The following is a 15,376-nucleotide window of genomic DNA, read 5'->3' on the forward strand; positions in this document are numbered from 1 at the left end:
CCCGGCATGGCGATTTGGCTGCCCACAGCGCGCCGCTTGGCTGGCGTCCGGACTTGGCAACCATAAAGGTCTGCAGAATTGACGTTGGATCGCCGCACCGCGGCCCGACGATGGTGCGGGTGGTGCGACACTCCCGCGCGGAATCAAGGCGAAGCCGCCGCGCATCGACGGGCCCTCCCACGGCCCGGCGATAGGTCTGCCACCTGCGCATCGTGGCAAGCATATTCGGACTTGGCTGGCATAAAGTGCCCGGGAACGGGGTGAGGATCGCCGGTTCAGGGCCCGTCGATGCGCGGCTCTCGCTCATGCCCCCAACCTCGGGATTTTATGGTAGCCGGTGGCGAAACCGATGTGCTTTTGCTCCATGTAGAACTCGAACGACCAGTCGCCGCCGTCGCGCCCGATGCCGGATGCCTTTACCCCGCCGAAAGGCGTGGGCAGGTGGCGGACGTTTTCGGAATTGACCCAGATCATCCCGGCCTCCAGCCGCTCGGTCACGCGCATCGCGCGGGTCAGGTCATTGGTCCAGACGTAGCCCGTCAGGCCATAGGCCACGTCGTTGGCCATCGACAGCGCCTCGTCTTCGGTCGAGAAGCGAATGCAAGTGAGCACGGGGCCAAAGATTTCTTCCTGCGCAATGGCCATGTCGTTCGACGCGCGGGTGAAAAGCGTCGGCTGCACGAAATGCCCGGTATCTCCGTGTCGCGCGCCTCCGGCTGCGATTACCGCGCCTTCGGCCTGTGCGGCGCCCATGTAGCCCAGCACCTTGTCGGCGTGGACCTTGTGGATCAGGGGGCCGACCTCGGTCGAGGGATCAAGCGGGTGGCCGACCTTGATCCGGCCCACGCGCTCGGCCAGACGTGTCTCGAAATCATCCGCGATGGTGTCCTGTACCAGCAAACGAGACGACGAGGTGCAGCGTTCGCCGTTCAGCGAGTAGATCATGAAGATCGCCGCATCGAGCGCCCGGTCCAGATCGGCGTCGTCGAAGACGATCACTGGGTTCTTGCCGCCCAGTTCGAAATGCACCCGTTTCAGCGATGCCGCGCCCTGCGCCATGATCGCGCTGCCGGTTTTCGACTCGCCGACGAAGGCGATGGCCTTGATGTCGGGATGTTCGGTGAGCGCCCGGCCTGCATCCTCGCCCATGCCCTGCACCATGTTCCAGACGCCGGGGGGCAGGCCCGCCTCTTCGGCGATCTCGACCAGCAGGGCGGCGGTGACGGGGGAGAATTCGGCGGGTTTGTGGACCACGGTGCAACCTGCGGCGAGCGCGGGCGCGATCTTCCACGTCGATAGCATGAAGGGTGTGTTCCACGGCGTGATGATGCCGACCGGGCCGATGGGCACGCGGGTCGTGACGTTCATCAGGGTGGGCGAGGGCAGCATCTGCCCGTCCCGCGCGGCGGGCGCGCGGTCGGCAAAGAAGCGGAAATTTTCCGCCCCGCGCAGGGCGGCCTTGGCCATGAAGCGGATCGGCTGGCCGGTGTCCCAGGATTCCAAGAGCGCGATATCCTCAGCCCGCGCGACGATGGCGTCGGCGATGGCGTGTAGCAGTTTTTTGCGCTCCGCCCCGCCCATGTCGCGCCAGTCGGGGAACGCCTTTTTCGCCGCGCGGGCGGCGGCGTCGACGTCGGCCTTGCCGGATTTGGCGACCGTGGCGATCAGGGTCTCGTCAGTCGGCGAATGCGTCTCGAAAACCGCGCCGTCCCGCGCCGGGACCAGTTCGCCGCCGATGCGGTTGAGGATGGGCTCGCGGTAACGCTCCAGAAGCTCCGACAGGCGGGCGAGGTTTTGGTCGAGGTCAGCCATTGGCGGGGTCTTTCAGATGGTCGCGGATGGTGCCGGTCTTACGCGACAGGTCGGGGTTGATGTCCCGCATCTCGAACGACAGGGCGAGGGAGCGGCGCTCCATCACGGGTGCAAGGAAGGCGCGGGCGGCGTCGAACACGTGATCGGTCGCGCGGTGCTTGTCGGCGTCGGACCGGCCCGCGCGCAGGCGCAGGGACATGTCGATGAAGGCATGTTTTGGGTCGCCATCGGCCACTGACATATGCGTGGCGGGATAGGCGCGGACGCGGATGCCGGGCATGGGGAAGACGCCGGTCTCGATCATCGCCTCACGCAGGGCATCGCACAGGGCGGTCATGTCGACCTCCGGTTCGAGGTTCGGGGAATATTCAAGCGTCAGGTGCGGCATCAGATGAACGGCAGGTAATAGGTGCGGACCTCGTCCACGGTTTTTCCGTCAAGCCGTTTGACCTCGTCCCGTTTGAGAAAAAGCAGGGCATCGCACAATTCCTCTCCGACCGCGCCGCGCAGGATGGCGTCGGCGTCGAGCGCGGCCAGTGCTTTGTCGAGCGATGGTGGAACGTGGCGGGTGGCGCGGGTATTTTCCAGACCGTCGAGGTCTTCGGCAGGGGGCAGGTCGAGCGAGCCGTCGACGCCCAGAAGCGCGGCTTGCAGGACCGAGGCGACGGCGATGTAGGGGTTCGCCGCTCCGTCCGCCATGCGGTGTTCCAGCCGTGCGGATGTGGGCGATCCGGTGGCGCAGCGGGTGGTGACGAGGCGGTGGTCGTCGGCCCAGTTGGCCCAGTAGCCGGCCATCGAGGCGGGCGTGAGGCGGTCGTAGGAATTGACCGTGGGGGCCAGAAGGCCCGCCAGCCCCTCGTGATGCGCGATCAGGCCGGCCATGGACTGCTTGGCGGTGTCGGACAATGCCCCATCAGGGGCGATCACGTTGGCCCCGTCGCGCGTGAACGAGAAGTTGACGTGCAGGCCCGAGCCACCCCGGTCGGGGATGGGTTTGGGCAGGAAGGTCAGCAGGTATCCGCGGTCCAGCGCGACCTCCCGCGCCATGGTGCGAAACAGGAAGGCGTCGTCGCAGGCTTTCAAAGCGTCGGCAAAGCACAGGGTCAGTTCGAACTGGCCGTTGTCGTATTCGCCGTTCATCGACTCGATGGGCAAGTCACAGGCATCCGCCGTGTCCCAGATCGCGTCCATCAGCCCGTCGGGGTCGTTCGCGGGGCCGGTACCGTAGACGAAGGCGCCGGGCGTGTCATAGGGGCGCCACGTGCCGTCATCGTCCTGCTGGAACACGTAGGCCTCGAACTCGAGCCCGATCATCGGGGTCAGACCCTTTGCCTCCCACGCGGCGACCGCCCGTTTCAACGCGCCACGGGGGCAGAGGACATAGGCCGCGCCATCGGCGTGCAGGTCCCCCAAAGCGACCTCCTCGTCCGGGCGCCACGAGGGGCGGCGGGTGTCGAGCATCAGGTCCATGTCGGGGATGCCGTCGAACATGCCGGTGCCGGGGACGGGGATCAGGTCGCGGTCATAGGTGGTGCCGAACACGCCGCGGGCGAAGCCGATCTTGCCGCCCTCGGCCACGTGGGCGGGGACGACCTTGCCGCGCGGCAGGTTCAGAAGGTCGGCAAACAGCGCGCGGGTTCTCATGGGGCGGTGATCCTGATGGGCAGGGATTTCACCCCGCAGATGAAGTTGGACCGGGTCCATGCCGGTTCGTCAAGAAGGGTCAGCGCCTTGGCCTGCCTCGACAGCTCTTCCAGTACGACCCGCAGTTCCAGCCGCGCCAGCCACATGCCCAGACAGACATGCGGACCGCCCTGTCCGAAGGCGAGGTTGCGGTTGGACGGACGGTCGAGGATGGGGGTGTCCGGTTGATCGAAGACCTCGGCATCGCGGTTGCCGGACACGAACCACAACAGCACCTTGTCGCCTTCGCGGATCGTTTGCCCGTGCAGGTCGATGTCGCGGGTGGCGGTGCGGCGGAAGTGCAGGGTGGGGGAGGCGAGACGGATGAATTCATCGCCCGCCGTGTCGAAGTATTGGCCCGACCTGACCGCGTCGAACAGCGCCGGATCGCGGGCCAGAAGGTAAAGCGCCATCGCGATGGAATAGCGCGTCGTGTCGTTCCCAGCGGCCACCAGAAGGCAGAAAAAGTTCTTGAACGCGAGGCGATCCAACGCGCCCTCGGCGTCCAGCACGCAGCGCAGGATGCCGTCGTCGGTGACGGGTTTCGCCCCGTCGAGGATCGCGTCGGCGTAGTCATAAAGCTCCACCCCCGCAGGCGAACGGAAGGGCATCATGGCGTAGGCGGAGGTGTCGACCTTGTCGAGAACGGTGTCGGTGAAATCGGGATCGGTGTTGCCGATCAGCGCGTCGCCTTTTTCGACCAGCCAGTCGAGGTCCGCGTCCGGCACGCCGAGGATGCGGCCGAGCATCTTCATCGGCAGTTCCTTGGCGATCATCGCGACGCCATCGCCCGTCCCCTGCGCCACGGCGCGGGCGACGATGTCCCGCGCCAACTCGCGCACGACGCCTTCGAACCGGGCGATCACGGGTTTGGCGAAGGCCCCCTGCACGATGCGGCGGGTGGCAAAATGCTCGGGCGGGTCGGTTTCCTGAAAGGTACGGCGGGCGAGGTATTCCTCGCGCGTCTGATCCTCGATCCGGATGCCTTGGGCGCTGGAGAACGTCGCGGGGTCGCGGTTGGCGGCGAGGATGTCGGCGTGGCGGGTGAGGGACCAGAAGCCCTTGTTGCCCGCAAACGCCTCGGTCCAGTGCAGGGGCGCCTCGGCCCGCATCTGCGCGAAGGTGGCGTGCGGGACGCCATCGGTGAAGCTGTCGTGGTCAGCCAGATTGCGCATGGCGACCACCCTTGAAGAACTCGGCCGCCCACCCGGCGAAGACAACGCCCTGCGGCTCCTGATCCATCGTGGCCCAGCCGGAGGACAGGTCTTCGCCATGCCCTTCGACGTGGCGCATTACCGCCTCCATGAAGCGGTGGTCGATCTCGGGGTGGGCTTGCGTGGTGAAGATATGGTTACCCTTGGCAAAGCTGCCGATGGGGCAGGCGTTGGAGCCTCCCAGCAGGTCGCAGCCGGAGGGCAGGGTGACGACGTGGTCTTCGTGAAAGACATACATCGGCACCTGTTCGGGGCCGTCCATCCATGGGCGTTGTCGAGTAAAATGCGTGGTCTCGACGCCGACGTTGTAGCCGCCGTTGCGCTTGGCAAGCGTGCCGCCCAAGGCGCGGGCGATGGCCTGATGGCCGAAACAGCAGCCGAGCAAGGGCGTGCGGGTCGCGTCACAGGCGCGGATGAAGTCCATCAACCCGGCCATCCACGGGTGATCGTCCATCGCGGACAGGGGGGAACCGGTGATCAGGAACGCGTCCTGCTCCATCGGGCTTTCGGGCAGTTCGCCGCCTTCGGTCATGTAGACGCGATAGGTGAACCGCTGTTCGAGCTGGTCGAACAGGTCGCGGAACCGGTGGCTGTCGTCGGGGTAGTGATCCCCGATCTCCTCGGTCCGGTCGTGATTGACCTGCAGAAGGCCCAGGCGAATACGCTGCATTCTTGTGCGTAGGTCGGCTGCTTGGCAGCCGACCTACCTGTCCCTTACTCGGCCAGTTTGGCGTTGAAGGCCGCGTCTGTGGCACGGTCGGCCTCGATCCGGGCCTGAGCCTCGGCCTGTCCCTGCCAATAGACGGCGGCGCCGGTCTCTTGCATCAGGGTCTGGGCGGCTTCGCTCGCCATCGTCTGTTCGGCGACGCCCGCGATGGTATCGATCACCTCTTGCGGCGTGCCTTTCGTCACGAACAGGCCGTTCCACAATTCAAGCGGTGCGATGTTGGCCTGCGCGGCCAGCGTCTGCACGCCTCCCAGCTTTTCGATCGGATCCGCGCCGATGCTGCCAAGCACGTTGATCTCGTCCAGACACGGCTCGATCAGCGCGAGCGTTGTGTTGATGACGTCCGCGTCGCCCGAGGACAGGGTGTTGCAGTCCAACAGGTCGAACGCGCTGTCGTCAGCAAACTCGAACCCCATCTCCTTGGCGGCGACGAAGGACACCTTGGTCGGCGTCAGGCCCGCGCCGAAGTGGCCGAGGACCACGTCGTTGTCCTGCGCATAGGCGGCCAGTTCGGCCATGTTGGAATAGGGCGCATCGCCCGATGCCGCGAGGACAAATGGGTAGGTCAGGAAGATGCCCACGGGCACGAAACTGTCTTCCTCGATCCCGATGTCGATCTTGGGGCCCACCACCGGAACACCGATCACGAAGGAGCCGATGACCGATCCGTCGTTGGGCGCGTTCAGCACTTCCAGCGCGCCGGGGAACGGGCCGTCGCCGCCGCCGGGGCGGTTGACGACCGACACGGACTGGCCGGTAGCCTTGGCCATGTCGTCCGCGATCATGCGGGTCAGGATGTCTTCGAAATCGCCGGGGGGCCACGGCACGATGAACTGCACCGGTCCGTCGGGGTATTCGGCCAGCGCCGGAGAGGCGGCGGCCATGGCCGCCAGCGCGGCGGATGCCAGAAGATGTTTCATTGTTTTCTCCCTGTCGTGGTTTTCTTATGTCGGATCGAACCGCCGTTGCCGGAGGGTCGACACCAGAGTCACCGCGATCACCACAAGGATCGCGACGAACAACGTGCCCGAGACGGGCCGATTCACCAAGTCCGCAATCGTCTTGATCTGGCCCGCCCCGGCGGTGAGCTTTTCGATCATGATCGAGCCGAGGACGAGGCCGAGGACGATGGGGACAAGCGGCCAGTCGAGCCGCCGCAGGATGTAGCCGAGATAGCCGAACCCGGCGGCGAACATGCAGTCGGTGAACGAATTGCGGATCGAGAAGACGCCGACGAAGCTGAGCATCAGGATGAACGCGCCCAGCAGGCGGTTCGGGATGTAGATCATGCGCGCGATGTATTTCGACGTGGTAAGCAGCGTCGCCACCACGATCAGGTTCACGAGCAGCAGCGCGATGAAGAGCGAGAACAGGAAATCGGGGTTGTTCTCGAAGATGTCCGGCCCCGGTTTGATCCCTGCGTCGAAGAAGACGACCATCATCATGGCGGTCAGCGCCTCGCCGGGCACGCCAAGCGCCAGAAGGGGGATCATGGCGGCGGCGGGGACGGCGTTGTTGGCGGTCTCGGATGCCACGAGGCCCTCGGGCGCGCCGTGGCCGAACCGGGCCGGCTCCTTCGAGATGGCGCGCGCGGTGGAGTAGCTGAAGAACTGCGCGACGAATTCGCCGACGCCGGGGATGATGCCCATGATCGTGCCGTAACCGGCAGAGATCAGCGCGACGACGCGGTGCCGTGCGAGTTCGACGAACCCCGCAAGCAGGGTGCCCGAAAGCCGCGCGCGGGGCGGGTCGTCATCCTTGCCGGTCAGAAGGAACAGTGCCTGGCTGATGGCGAAGGTGCCCACGATCACGACGATCAGGTTGAAACCGGGATAGAGGTATTCGATCCCGAAGGTGTAGCGGTCCACCTGTTTCAGCGTCTGCCGCCCGATCATCGCGATCAGGAAGCCGAACCCGAAGAGCAGCGCCGCGATGCCCATGGTGCGCCGGTGCGCGGCGATCAGCAGAACGCCACCAAGCGCCGCGGCCATGAAGATGTCCCGCTGCCCGAACAACGCGCCGAGGTCACGCAGGTACGGGCCGAATGCCATGAGTGCCCCCAACGCGATCAGGATCGAGAAGCAACCGCCGAAGAAGGACGCGGAATAGGCCAGAGCAAGCGCCCGCGCGGCCTGACCGCGCCGCGTCATGGCGTACCCGTCATAGGTGGTGAGCGCGTTGACCGGCGTGCCGGGCGTGTTGATGAGGATCGCGGGGATCGCGCCGCCATACATCGAAGACCCGTAAACACCCAGAAGAAGCACCAGCGACACCAGGTCGTCGAGGAACACGGTGGCGGGCAGAAGGATCGCGATGGCGATGGCCGGTCCGATGCCCGGCACCGCGCCGATGGCCAGCCCCCCCACCGACCCGATCAGCATCGCCACCAGCACGCCGGGCTGGAAGATGTTGTCGATGCCGGTCCAGAGCGCCTCCATCCCTCAGAACCACGTCTTCATGAAGGCCGCGGCCTGTTGCGGAAGCTGGTCGTAAAGCCAGATGTTCACCGGCGTGCGGATCTGCAGCCCGGTGCGGAAGACCAGAACGATGGTAAAGGACGCGGCGAGGCAGATGCCCATCCAGCGCGGTCCGCGATAGTCCAGCCGCCACGGCAAAAGCGTGCCGAGAAGAAGGGTGGAGACGAGGTAGCCCAGCACCGGAACAAGCAACGTGTAGGCGATGAACCAGCCCACGAATTCGAGCGCCCGCAGCCACATCTCGCCCTCGTATCGCAGGCTGGTCGGCTGGCGAAACCGGACGCGCCAGCGGTGCACACGCCACGAGTCGCGCAGGTTCAGGACCGCCGCCGGGACGAGGATCGCAAGGCAGATCATGGGCGCGACCCAGCCTTGCTTGAGGATGCGGCCCAGCCGGGCGAGCCGGCCTTCGCCGTCGATCAGTCCGAACTGCCGCGCCCAGTAGGTCCAGCCGTCGCCTGGCAGCTTGCGCTTGTCCCAGCCGGTTTCGGTGAAGAAGGTCATCAGGAAGAACAGCGCGACCATGAGCGCAAGGGCCGAGAAGACGAGGTCTCCGCGCCCGCGTTTGAAGGCCATCAGGTCCTCGATCTTGAACTTGCGGTCGGGGGGCACATCGGCGGCGAAGGCCCGCGCGCGCGGATCGGCGCGGAAGGGGCGCGGCGCGGCAGAGGTGCGCATGCTGTCTGTGTCGACCCGGACCTGCATCACATCGCGCGCAATCCGGCTTCGGTGGAGCGCAGGATCGTCTGCACGTCGTCCGACGTGACGATCAGGGGCGGGGAGAAGATCGCGTTCGGCCCGGACACGCGCACCATGGTGCCGTCCTCGTATGCCGCCTTCTGGAACCGGGCGACGGCGGCCATGTCGGGCGCGGCCTTGGTGGCGCGGTCCGACGTGAACTCGATCGCGCACATCAGCCCTTCGCCACGCACGTCCCCGATCACGTCGAAGCGGTCTGCCAGGTCTTCCAGCCCGGCCTTGAGTTCCGCCCCGCGAGGCCCCGCGTTGGTCCACGGTTTGATCCGGTCGGTTTCGGCGAGGCAGGCAAGCGCCGCCGCCGCGCCGACGGGGTGGCCGGAATAGGTGTAGCCGGTATCGACCGAGGCGATCTTGCCGCCGGTTTCGAACACCTCGGCCACGCGGGCGTGGATCATCACCGCGCCGAAGGGGAAGTAGCCGTTGGTGATGGCCTTGGCGGTGCAGGCGAAATCGGGCTGGACCCCCCAGTGGCGGCTTCCGGTTTCCGTGCCGGTGCGACCGAAGGCGGTAATGACCTCGTCCGCGATCAAAAGGATTCCGTGCCGGTCGCAGATCTCCCGCAGGGCGGGCATGAAGGACGGATGCGGCGGGATCACGCCGCCCGCGCCCTGCACCGGTTCCATGATGAAGGCGGCGATGGTGTGAGCGCCTTCGAACGCGATGGTCTTTTCCAGCATGTTGAGGCACTTGCCTGCCAAATCCTCTGCCGTCGTCGCGTCGAAGACATTGCGGTAGAGGTAAGGGCCGGGCACGTGCACGCAGCCGGGCAGGAGCGGGTCGTAGGCGTGCCGGAACTTCTCGTTCCCGTTGACCGAGGCACCGCCGAAATGGGTGCCGTGGTAGCCCTTGAGCAGGGAGATGTACTTGCTGCGTCCCGCCTCGCCGCGCGCGCGGTGGTACTGGCGCGCGAGTTTCAGCGCGACCTCGACCGAGTCCGACCCGCCCGAGGTAAAGAAGGCGCGCGTCAGACCGTCGGGCGCAAAGAAGTCCTGCAGGACGTAGGACAGCTCGATCACCTTGTCGTTCGAGGTGCCCCGGAAGATCGAGTAATACGGCAAACCTTCCAGTTGGTCGGCAATCGCCTGCTTCACCGGTTCGCAGGAATAGCCGAGGTTCACGTTCCACAGCCCACCCACCGCATCGACGACGCGGTGCCCGTCCACATCCGTCACATGTACGCCGTCGCCCTGCGTGATGATCGCGGGCGGGTTCGCCATGCTGTCGGCGGGATGTGCCATCGGGTGCCACAGGTGGCGGGCGTTGTTCTCTTTCAAAAAGTTGCTGTCCTTCACGCGCGGATCCTTTGCGGTTGCGGTGCGGTCGTGCGGCGCCATGCCTGCCGGACGTGGTCGGGAACGGTGCCACCCATGCCGTGGGTCAGGCCGGGTCCGGCCTCGGCCAGGAGCGAGGCCGCGCGGGCGAGCAGGTCGGGCGTGCCGCGCAGGGTGGGGAAGGCGATACTGCACGCGCCGCGCGCCAGACCGTCGGCGCCGAAGACGGGGATCGCGCAGGAGGACACGCCGACCTCGACCGTGTCGCAACTGCGGGCGAAACCCTGATCCGCGATGCGCCGCAATTCACGGCGCAGGTTGTCTTTCTGCGCGGCGCGCATGTCGAGCGCATCAAGGCGCGCCGCCGTGAGGGCGGGCGCGGAAAAGGCGAGAACCGCCTTGCCCGAGGACGAGGTGCCCCATGGCAGCGGCCAGTCGGCGGGCAGGCCAACGCGCATCGCGTGCTGGCCGAAATCCGCGCGGTGGATCGTGTGCAGGGTGTCGTCCCGCACCTGAGACAGGTGCACCATTTCCCCGATCCGGCGGCTGAGCGTATCGACCGTTGCCGCGACGGGAACACGCCCGCCGCCCTGCTTGCCGCGCAGCGCGGCCAGCCGGTCGATCCGGGGGCCGAGGCTGTAGGCGCGGCTGTCTCCGTCCTGCTCCAGCAGCCCGGCCTCGGTCAACGCCTGAAGGTGCCGGTGCAGCGTCGCCTTGTCATGGCCGGTGAGGCGGCGAAACGCGCTCAGCCCGATCTGCGGTTGCAGGTCGGAAAAGTGGTCGAGCAACGACAGGGCCTTGGCAAGCGAGCGCATGGGTTCCAGCTTGAGACGGGTCGCGGGCGTGTCTCAACAGCTTAGAACAGGGTGGTTCACTTTGTGAACCGATTGAGTCCGGAGATCAGGCCGCGAGACCGACCGAGCCCATGTCGAGGAACTTGCGGCGGCGCTCGGCGCGGAGCGTGTCGGCATCCTTGCCGTCGAAGCTGTCGAGCATGTCGACCAGCGTCCGCTTGACCGCGTCGATGGTCGCGTCACGGTCGCGGTGCGCGCCGCCCATCGGCTCGGGGATGATGCGGTCGCAGACGCCCAGTTGCTTGAGGTCCTGCGCGGTCAGGCGCAGGGCTTCGGCGGCCTCGCGCATCTTCTCGGAATCCTTCCACAGAATCGAGGCGCAGCCCTCGGGCGAGATCACCGAATAGACGGAATGTTCCAGCATCGCGACCTGGCTGGCGCTGGCGAAGGCCACCGCGCCGCCGGAGCCGCCTTCCCCGATGATCACGCTCATCAGCGGCACGCCGAGGCCGAGGCAGGCCTCGGTCGAGCGGGCGATTGCTTCGGACTGGCCGCGTTCCTCGGCGCCCTTGCCGGGATAGGCACCCGGCGTGTCGACCAGAGTGATGACCGGCAGGTTGAACTTGTCGGCCATCGCCATCAGGCGGATCGCCTTGCGGTAGCCTTCGGGGCGGGCCATGCCGAAATTGCGAGCGATGCGGCTTTTGGTGTCGTCGCCCTTTTCGTGGCCGATCACCATCACCGGCCGGTCGTCCAGCCGCGCGAGGCCGCCCATCACGGCGTGGTCGTCGGCAAAGTTCCGGTCGCCCGCCAGCGGCGTGTATTCGGTGAAGATGGTGTTGATGTAGTCGCGGGTATGGGGCCGGTTCGGGTGCCGCGCGACCTGGCATTTGCGCCACGGCGTCAGCTTGCCATACAGTTCGCGCAGCAGCTCGGCCGCTTTCTTGTCGAGCGCCTTTGCCTCGGCCTCGACATCCATTTCCTCGTTCTGGCGCGCCATCGTGCGCAGCTCTTCGGCCTTGCCTTCGATCTCGGCCAAGGGCTTTTCGAAATCCAGGTAATGAGTCATGGGGCTCCCCGTCGCGTTGGGCGCTATATGGCGGGCGCATCGCAACTCCGCAAGACTTGTCCGCCGTGCCCGTGTCAGGATCGGTGCATGTCACGCAACGGCTATATCGACCGGGTCAACCGCGTCATCGACCATATCCACGCCAATGCAGGCGAGCGTTTGTCGCTCGACGTGCTGGCCGACGTGGCGGCGATGTCGCCCTATCACTGGCACCGCGTCTACCACGCGATGACCGGGGAGACCTGTGCCCAGACGGTGCGCCGCATCCGGCTGTACCGGGCGGGCGTGAAGCTGATCGAGACCGGTGACCCGGTCGAGGTCATTGCAAGGGACGTGGGTTATCCCGTCCTGCGCAGCTTCAACCGGGCTTTTGCGGACCTGTACGGGCTGACGCCGCAGGCCTTCCGGGTCCGTGGCGCCCGGCCCCGAACCTTCAAGCCCAATGCCCCCACAGGAGACTTGCAGATGCTCGACACACAGATCACGGACGTGCCCACCCGCCGGATGGCCGCCCTGCGCCACAAGGGCGCCTATTCCGAAATCAGCCGGACCTTCGCCAAGCTGAGCGCGCAACTGGCCGAGGCGAACGCCTTTGCCCATGTGCGGGGCATGGCGGCGGTCTATTTCGACGACCCGATGGTCACGCCCGAACCGGAACTGACAAGCGACGCCGGCGCGCTGCTGGCCGACGGCGCGACGGTGCCCGAGGGATTGACCGACCTTACCTTGCCCGAAGGCAAGGTCGCCCGGTTCGAACATCGCGGCCCCTATACCGGGCTGCCCGCCGCCTACACGTGGATCTATGCCACGTGGCTGCCGGAGTCGGGCGAGGAGCTGGACGATTTCCCGTCTTACGAGGTCTACGTGAACTCGCCCCTCGACACCGCGCCGGACGACCTCGTGACGCATATCTTCGTGCCGCTCAGGTGAAGTAGGGCCTCAGCACCGGCCAGAGCGAGGCCAGAAGCAGCGCCGCCATCGACCAGTTGAACGCCGTCAGGCGGGCAGGGGAGGTCAGAAGGCGGCGCACCTGCTGGCCCAGCACCGTCCAGAGCGAGACCGAGGGCAGGTTGATCACGCCGAAGACAAGCGCGACCAGCCCCACCGCCCACAGCGTGTGGCCCGGTGCGTAAAGCGTCACCGCGCCCACCGACATCGTCCACGCCTTGGGGTTCACCCACTGGAACGCGGCGGCTTGCAGAAACGTGATCGGGCGGGCATCCGGGTCGGCGCCGGAGGGCGCGCCGGCATGCGCGATCTTCCACGCAAGCCACGACAGGTAGAGGACCGAGGCAACGGTCAGCGCCTCGTAGGCATAGGGCACCCGTTCGAAAACCTGCACCAGCCCCACGCCCACCAGCACGATCATCACCGTGAACCCGATACCGACGCCCAGCATGTGCGGGATCGTGCGGCGGAACCCGAAATTGGCGCCCGACGCCATCAGCATCAGGTTGTTCGGCCCCGGCGTTATGGAAGACACCAGCGCGAAGGCGGCAAGCGCAGAGAGAAGCTCGGTCGTCATGGCGGCCTACATGCCACGATTTTTGCCCGCATGGGATCGTGATTTGTCGGCTCTGCCATCACGGTTGGCGATGCGCGCCCGGAGTCAGTTCGCCGCCGGGTCTTCCAGCGGAGCCTCGGCATCGGGGTCGCGGCCGTCGCGGTGAGCGGTGACGCGGGTTTGCAGGACTGGTGCCATGTCGGTGACGTAGCTGCGGACGCGGGCGATGTATTCCTCGTTCTCGTGCGGGGCGACGCCGACCTTGTGCGCACCGGCAAGCGCCAGCATCGACCGGCGGTCCATCGCGTTGAACTCGGCGATCATGGCCTCGGCGCGGTCGGTCGGGATGCCGAGCGCTTCGAGCATCGACCGTCCCATGCGCAGGGTGCTGTCATAGGTTTCGCGGATGATGTCGCGGCAGCCCATGGCCCACAGGTCATAGACGTGATCGCGGTCGGTCGCGCGGGCGATGATGTGCACGTGGGGGTGCGTGCTGTGCACGTAATGGACCAGTTCGGTGATCTGTTCGCGGTTGTCGATGGCGATGATGAGGACCTTGGCCTCGTCGATCCCCGCCGCGTGCAGCAGGTCGGGGCGCGTGGCGTCACCGTAGTAGTGTTTGACCCCGAACCGTTCGAGCGCGGCGAGGCGGGCAGAGGAGAAATCGATCACCGTCGCCTGCATGCCCGCGGCCTGCACGATTCGGTTCACCAGCCCGCCGACGCGCCCGCCGCCCGCGATGATGATGTGGTTGTCTTCCTCGATCGCGTCCATCTCCCGATCATCCGATCCGGCGTAACGCGGCGCGATGATCCGGTCGTAGAGGATGAACAGCACAGGCGTCAGCAGCATCGACAGCGCGACGACAAGCAGCAGCTGATCGGCCAGCGCAGCAGGCAGGACCGAGGCGGAGACGGTGAAGCTGAGCAGCACGAAACCGAACTCGCCCGCCTGCGCCAGCCCCAGCGCGAACAGCCACTTGTCCGCGCCGGTGATGTTGAAGACCCGCGCGAGGATCAGCAGGATCGCCGCCTTCAGGAGCATCAGGCCCAGCGTCAGCGCCACGATCAGGCCGACGTTTTCGAAGAGCAGCGCAAAGTTGATGCCCGCGCCCACCGTCATGAAGAAGAGGCCCAGAAGCAGGCCGCGGAACGGGTCGATGTCGGATTCCAGTTCGTGCCGGTAGGCCGAATTGGCCAGCACCACGCCCGCAAGGAAGGTGCCGAGGGCAGGTGACAGGCCCACCAGCGACATCAGAAGCGCGATGCCGATCACCATCATCAGCGCCGTGGCGGTGAACAGCTCGCGCAGGTTTGCGGCCGAGATGAAGCGGAACAGCGGCGTCGTCAGCGTGCTGCCGCCCAGCACCACAACCGCGATGGCGGCCAGCGTCACCAGCGCCGTCTGCCAGCCGTTCAGCCCCTCGACCAGGCTCATGGCCCCGCCGCCGTGGTCGCCGCCCGCGTCACCGGTCGCGGCGCCGATCAGGATGTCGGTCCCGACCCCGGCGGTATCGACGAAGCCGGGCGCGGCGAGGAGGGGCAGGAAGGCGAGCATCGGGATCACCGCGATGTCCTGCGTCAGCAGGACCGAGAAGGCCGATTGCCCGCCATCGGATTTCATCAGGCCCTTTTCGTTCAGCGTTTGCAGCACGATGGCCGTCGATGACAGGGCGAGCACCATGCCCACCGCCAGCGACACCTGCCACGACAGGCCGAACGCCATGGCGATCCCGGTGACGGCCAGCGTAGTCAGCACGACCTGCCCGCCGCCAAGCCCCAGAAGCCGCGCCCGCATCTGCCACAGGAGTTTCGGTTCAAGCTCCAGCCCGACGAGGAACAGCATCATCACCACGCCGAATTCGGCGAAATGCTGGATCGCGATCACGTCGACGCCGAGCAGCGCGAGGATCGGGCTGATCACGATGCCCGCGATCAGGTAACCCAGCACCGACCCCAGCCCGAGGCGGGAGGCGATGGGCACCGCGAACACGCCCGCGACGAGGAAGATGAAGGCGAGAAGCAGGAAGTCGGTCATTGGCGGTCCTCCGCGCAGGCCACCCGCGC

At 66.5% G+C, this 15,376-nt stretch carries 14 protein-coding genes; 1 reads left to right on the top strand and 13 read right to left on the bottom strand.

All coding sequences use genetic code 11. The features are described from left to right. Positions 1-303: 303 nt before the first annotated feature. From hpaE to ATO11_RS05835, 11 genes are all read right to left on the bottom strand, one after another. Positions 304-1,812 (bottom strand): 5-carboxymethyl-2-hydroxymuconate semialdehyde dehydrogenase, encoded by a 1,509-nt coding sequence (gene hpaE / locus ATO11_RS05785; protein WP_050529876.1) that lies wholly within the window; start codon positions 1,810-1,812, stop codon positions 304-306. Continuing rightward, positions 1,805-2,200: a 5-carboxymethyl-2-hydroxymuconate Delta-isomerase gene (locus ATO11_RS05790; RefSeq protein WP_050529877.1), complete on the bottom strand. Its 396-nt coding sequence runs from the start codon at positions 2,198-2,200 to the stop codon at positions 1,805-1,807. Before ATO11_RS05790 ends, hpaE begins: the two co-directional genes overlap by 8 nt. After that, entirely contained in the window at positions 2,200-3,456 is a 1,257-nt protein-coding gene (locus tag ATO11_RS05795; protein ID WP_050529878.1) for a type I glutamate--ammonia ligase, read from the bottom strand. Before ATO11_RS05795 ends, ATO11_RS05790 begins: the two co-directional genes overlap by 1 nt. After that, on the bottom strand, positions 3,453-4,670 hold the full coding sequence (locus ATO11_RS05800; protein ID WP_050530054.1) for a cytochrome P450: 1,218 nt from the start codon (positions 4,668-4,670) through the stop codon (positions 3,453-3,455). Before ATO11_RS05800 ends, ATO11_RS05795 begins: the two co-directional genes overlap by 4 nt. Further along, positions 4,654-5,379: a type 1 glutamine amidotransferase gene (locus ATO11_RS05805; RefSeq protein WP_050529879.1), complete on the bottom strand. Its 726-nt coding sequence runs from the start codon at positions 5,377-5,379 to the stop codon at positions 4,654-4,656. The genes ATO11_RS05800 and ATO11_RS05805 overlap by 17 nt, the downstream gene beginning before the upstream one ends. A gap of 44 nt (positions 5,380-5,423) precedes the next feature. Continuing rightward, positions 5,424-6,356, bottom strand: coding sequence for a tripartite tricarboxylate transporter substrate-binding protein (locus tag ATO11_RS05810; protein ID WP_050529880.1), 933 nt, complete (start codon positions 6,354-6,356; stop codon positions 5,424-5,426). A gap of 24 nt (positions 6,357-6,380) precedes the next feature. Then, a complete protein-coding gene (locus ATO11_RS05815) occupies positions 6,381-7,874 on the bottom strand; it encodes a tripartite tricarboxylate transporter permease (protein ID WP_050529881.1) in 1,494 nt (497 codons plus the stop codon). Positions 7,875-7,877: 3 nt separating this feature from the next. Continuing rightward, positions 7,878-8,618 (bottom strand): tripartite tricarboxylate transporter TctB family protein, encoded by a 741-nt coding sequence (locus ATO11_RS05820; RefSeq protein WP_050529882.1) that lies wholly within the window; start codon positions 8,616-8,618, stop codon positions 7,878-7,880. Further along, positions 8,618-9,964: an aminotransferase class III-fold pyridoxal phosphate-dependent enzyme gene (locus ATO11_RS05825; protein ID WP_050530055.1), complete on the bottom strand. Its 1,347-nt coding sequence runs from the start codon at positions 9,962-9,964 to the stop codon at positions 8,618-8,620. The genes ATO11_RS05820 and ATO11_RS05825 overlap by 1 nt, the downstream gene beginning before the upstream one ends. After that, positions 9,961-10,758 carry an IclR family transcriptional regulator gene (locus ATO11_RS05830; RefSeq protein ID WP_050529883.1) on the bottom strand — a complete coding sequence of 266 codons (798 nt, stop codon included), beginning with the start codon at positions 10,756-10,758 and terminating at the stop codon, positions 9,961-9,963. The genes ATO11_RS05825 and ATO11_RS05830 overlap by 4 nt, the downstream gene beginning before the upstream one ends. An 85-nt stretch (positions 10,759-10,843) precedes the next feature. Beyond that, positions 10,844-11,806 (bottom strand): acetyl-CoA carboxylase carboxyltransferase subunit alpha, encoded by a 963-nt coding sequence (locus ATO11_RS05835; protein WP_050529884.1) that lies wholly within the window; start codon positions 11,804-11,806, stop codon positions 10,844-10,846. 87 nt (positions 11,807-11,893) lie between these two features. Between ATO11_RS05835 and ATO11_RS05840 the strand changes: the two genes are divergently transcribed. After that, entirely contained in the window at positions 11,894-12,736 is an 843-nt protein-coding gene (locus ATO11_RS05840; RefSeq protein WP_050529885.1) for an AraC family transcriptional regulator, read from the top strand. On the opposite strand, the gene ATO11_RS05845 is transcribed toward ATO11_RS05840, so the two are convergent. Together ATO11_RS05845 and ATO11_RS05850 are read right to left on the bottom strand one after the other, a co-directional pair. After that, positions 12,729-13,331 (bottom strand): LysE family translocator, encoded by a 603-nt coding sequence (locus tag ATO11_RS05845; RefSeq protein ID WP_050529886.1) that lies wholly within the window; start codon positions 13,329-13,331, stop codon positions 12,729-12,731. The genes ATO11_RS05840 and ATO11_RS05845 overlap by 8 nt on opposite strands. Positions 13,332-13,415: 84 nt before the next feature. Next, positions 13,416-15,347: a cation:proton antiporter domain-containing protein gene (locus ATO11_RS05850; RefSeq protein ID WP_050529887.1), complete on the bottom strand. Its 1,932-nt coding sequence runs from the start codon at positions 15,345-15,347 to the stop codon at positions 13,416-13,418. Positions 15,348-15,376: the final 29 nt, after the last annotated feature.

It is taken from the genome of Pseudaestuariivita atlantica, from assembly GCF_001205715.1.
GTDB classification, from domain to species: Bacteria; Pseudomonadota; Alphaproteobacteria; order Rhodobacterales; family Rhodobacteraceae; genus Pseudaestuariivita; species Pseudaestuariivita atlantica.

Coding starts and splice junctions, on each gene's coding strand:
- ATO11_RS05820 (WP_050529882.1), bottom strand. CDS start 8,618: ATGCAGGTCCGGGTCGACACAGACAGCATGCGCACCTCTGCCGCGCCG.
- hpaE (WP_050529876.1), bottom strand. CDS start 1,812: ATGGCTGACCTCGACCAAAACCTCGCCCGCCTGTCGGAGCTTCTGGAG.
- ATO11_RS05835 (WP_050529884.1), bottom strand. CDS start 11,806: ATGACTCATTACCTGGATTTCGAAAAGCCCTTGGCCGAGATCGAAGGC.
- ATO11_RS05840 (WP_050529885.1), top strand. CDS start 11,894: ATGTCACGCAACGGCTATATCGACCGGGTCAACCGCGTCATCGACCAT.
- ATO11_RS05795 (WP_050529878.1), bottom strand. CDS start 3,456: ATGAGAACCCGCGCGCTGTTTGCCGACCTTCTGAACCTGCCGCGCGGC.
- ATO11_RS05815 (WP_050529881.1), bottom strand. CDS start 7,874: ATGGAGGCGCTCTGGACCGGCATCGACAACATCTTCCAGCCCGGCGTG.
- ATO11_RS05805 (WP_050529879.1), bottom strand. CDS start 5,379: ATGCAGCGTATTCGCCTGGGCCTTCTGCAGGTCAATCACGACCGGACC.
- ATO11_RS05830 (WP_050529883.1), bottom strand. CDS start 10,758: ATGCGCTCGCTTGCCAAGGCCCTGTCGTTGCTCGACCACTTTTCCGAC.
- ATO11_RS05850 (WP_050529887.1), bottom strand. CDS start 15,347: ATGACCGACTTCCTGCTTCTCGCCTTCATCTTCCTCGTCGCGGGCGTG.
- ATO11_RS05810 (WP_050529880.1), bottom strand. CDS start 6,356: ATGAAACATCTTCTGGCATCCGCCGCGCTGGCGGCCATGGCCGCCGCC.
- ATO11_RS05845 (WP_050529886.1), bottom strand. CDS start 13,331: ATGACGACCGAGCTTCTCTCTGCGCTTGCCGCCTTCGCGCTGGTGTCT.
- ATO11_RS05800 (WP_050530054.1), bottom strand. CDS start 4,670: ATGCGCAATCTGGCTGACCACGACAGCTTCACCGATGGCGTCCCGCAC.
- ATO11_RS05790 (WP_050529877.1), bottom strand. CDS start 2,200: ATGCCGCACCTGACGCTTGAATATTCCCCGAACCTCGAACCGGAGGTC.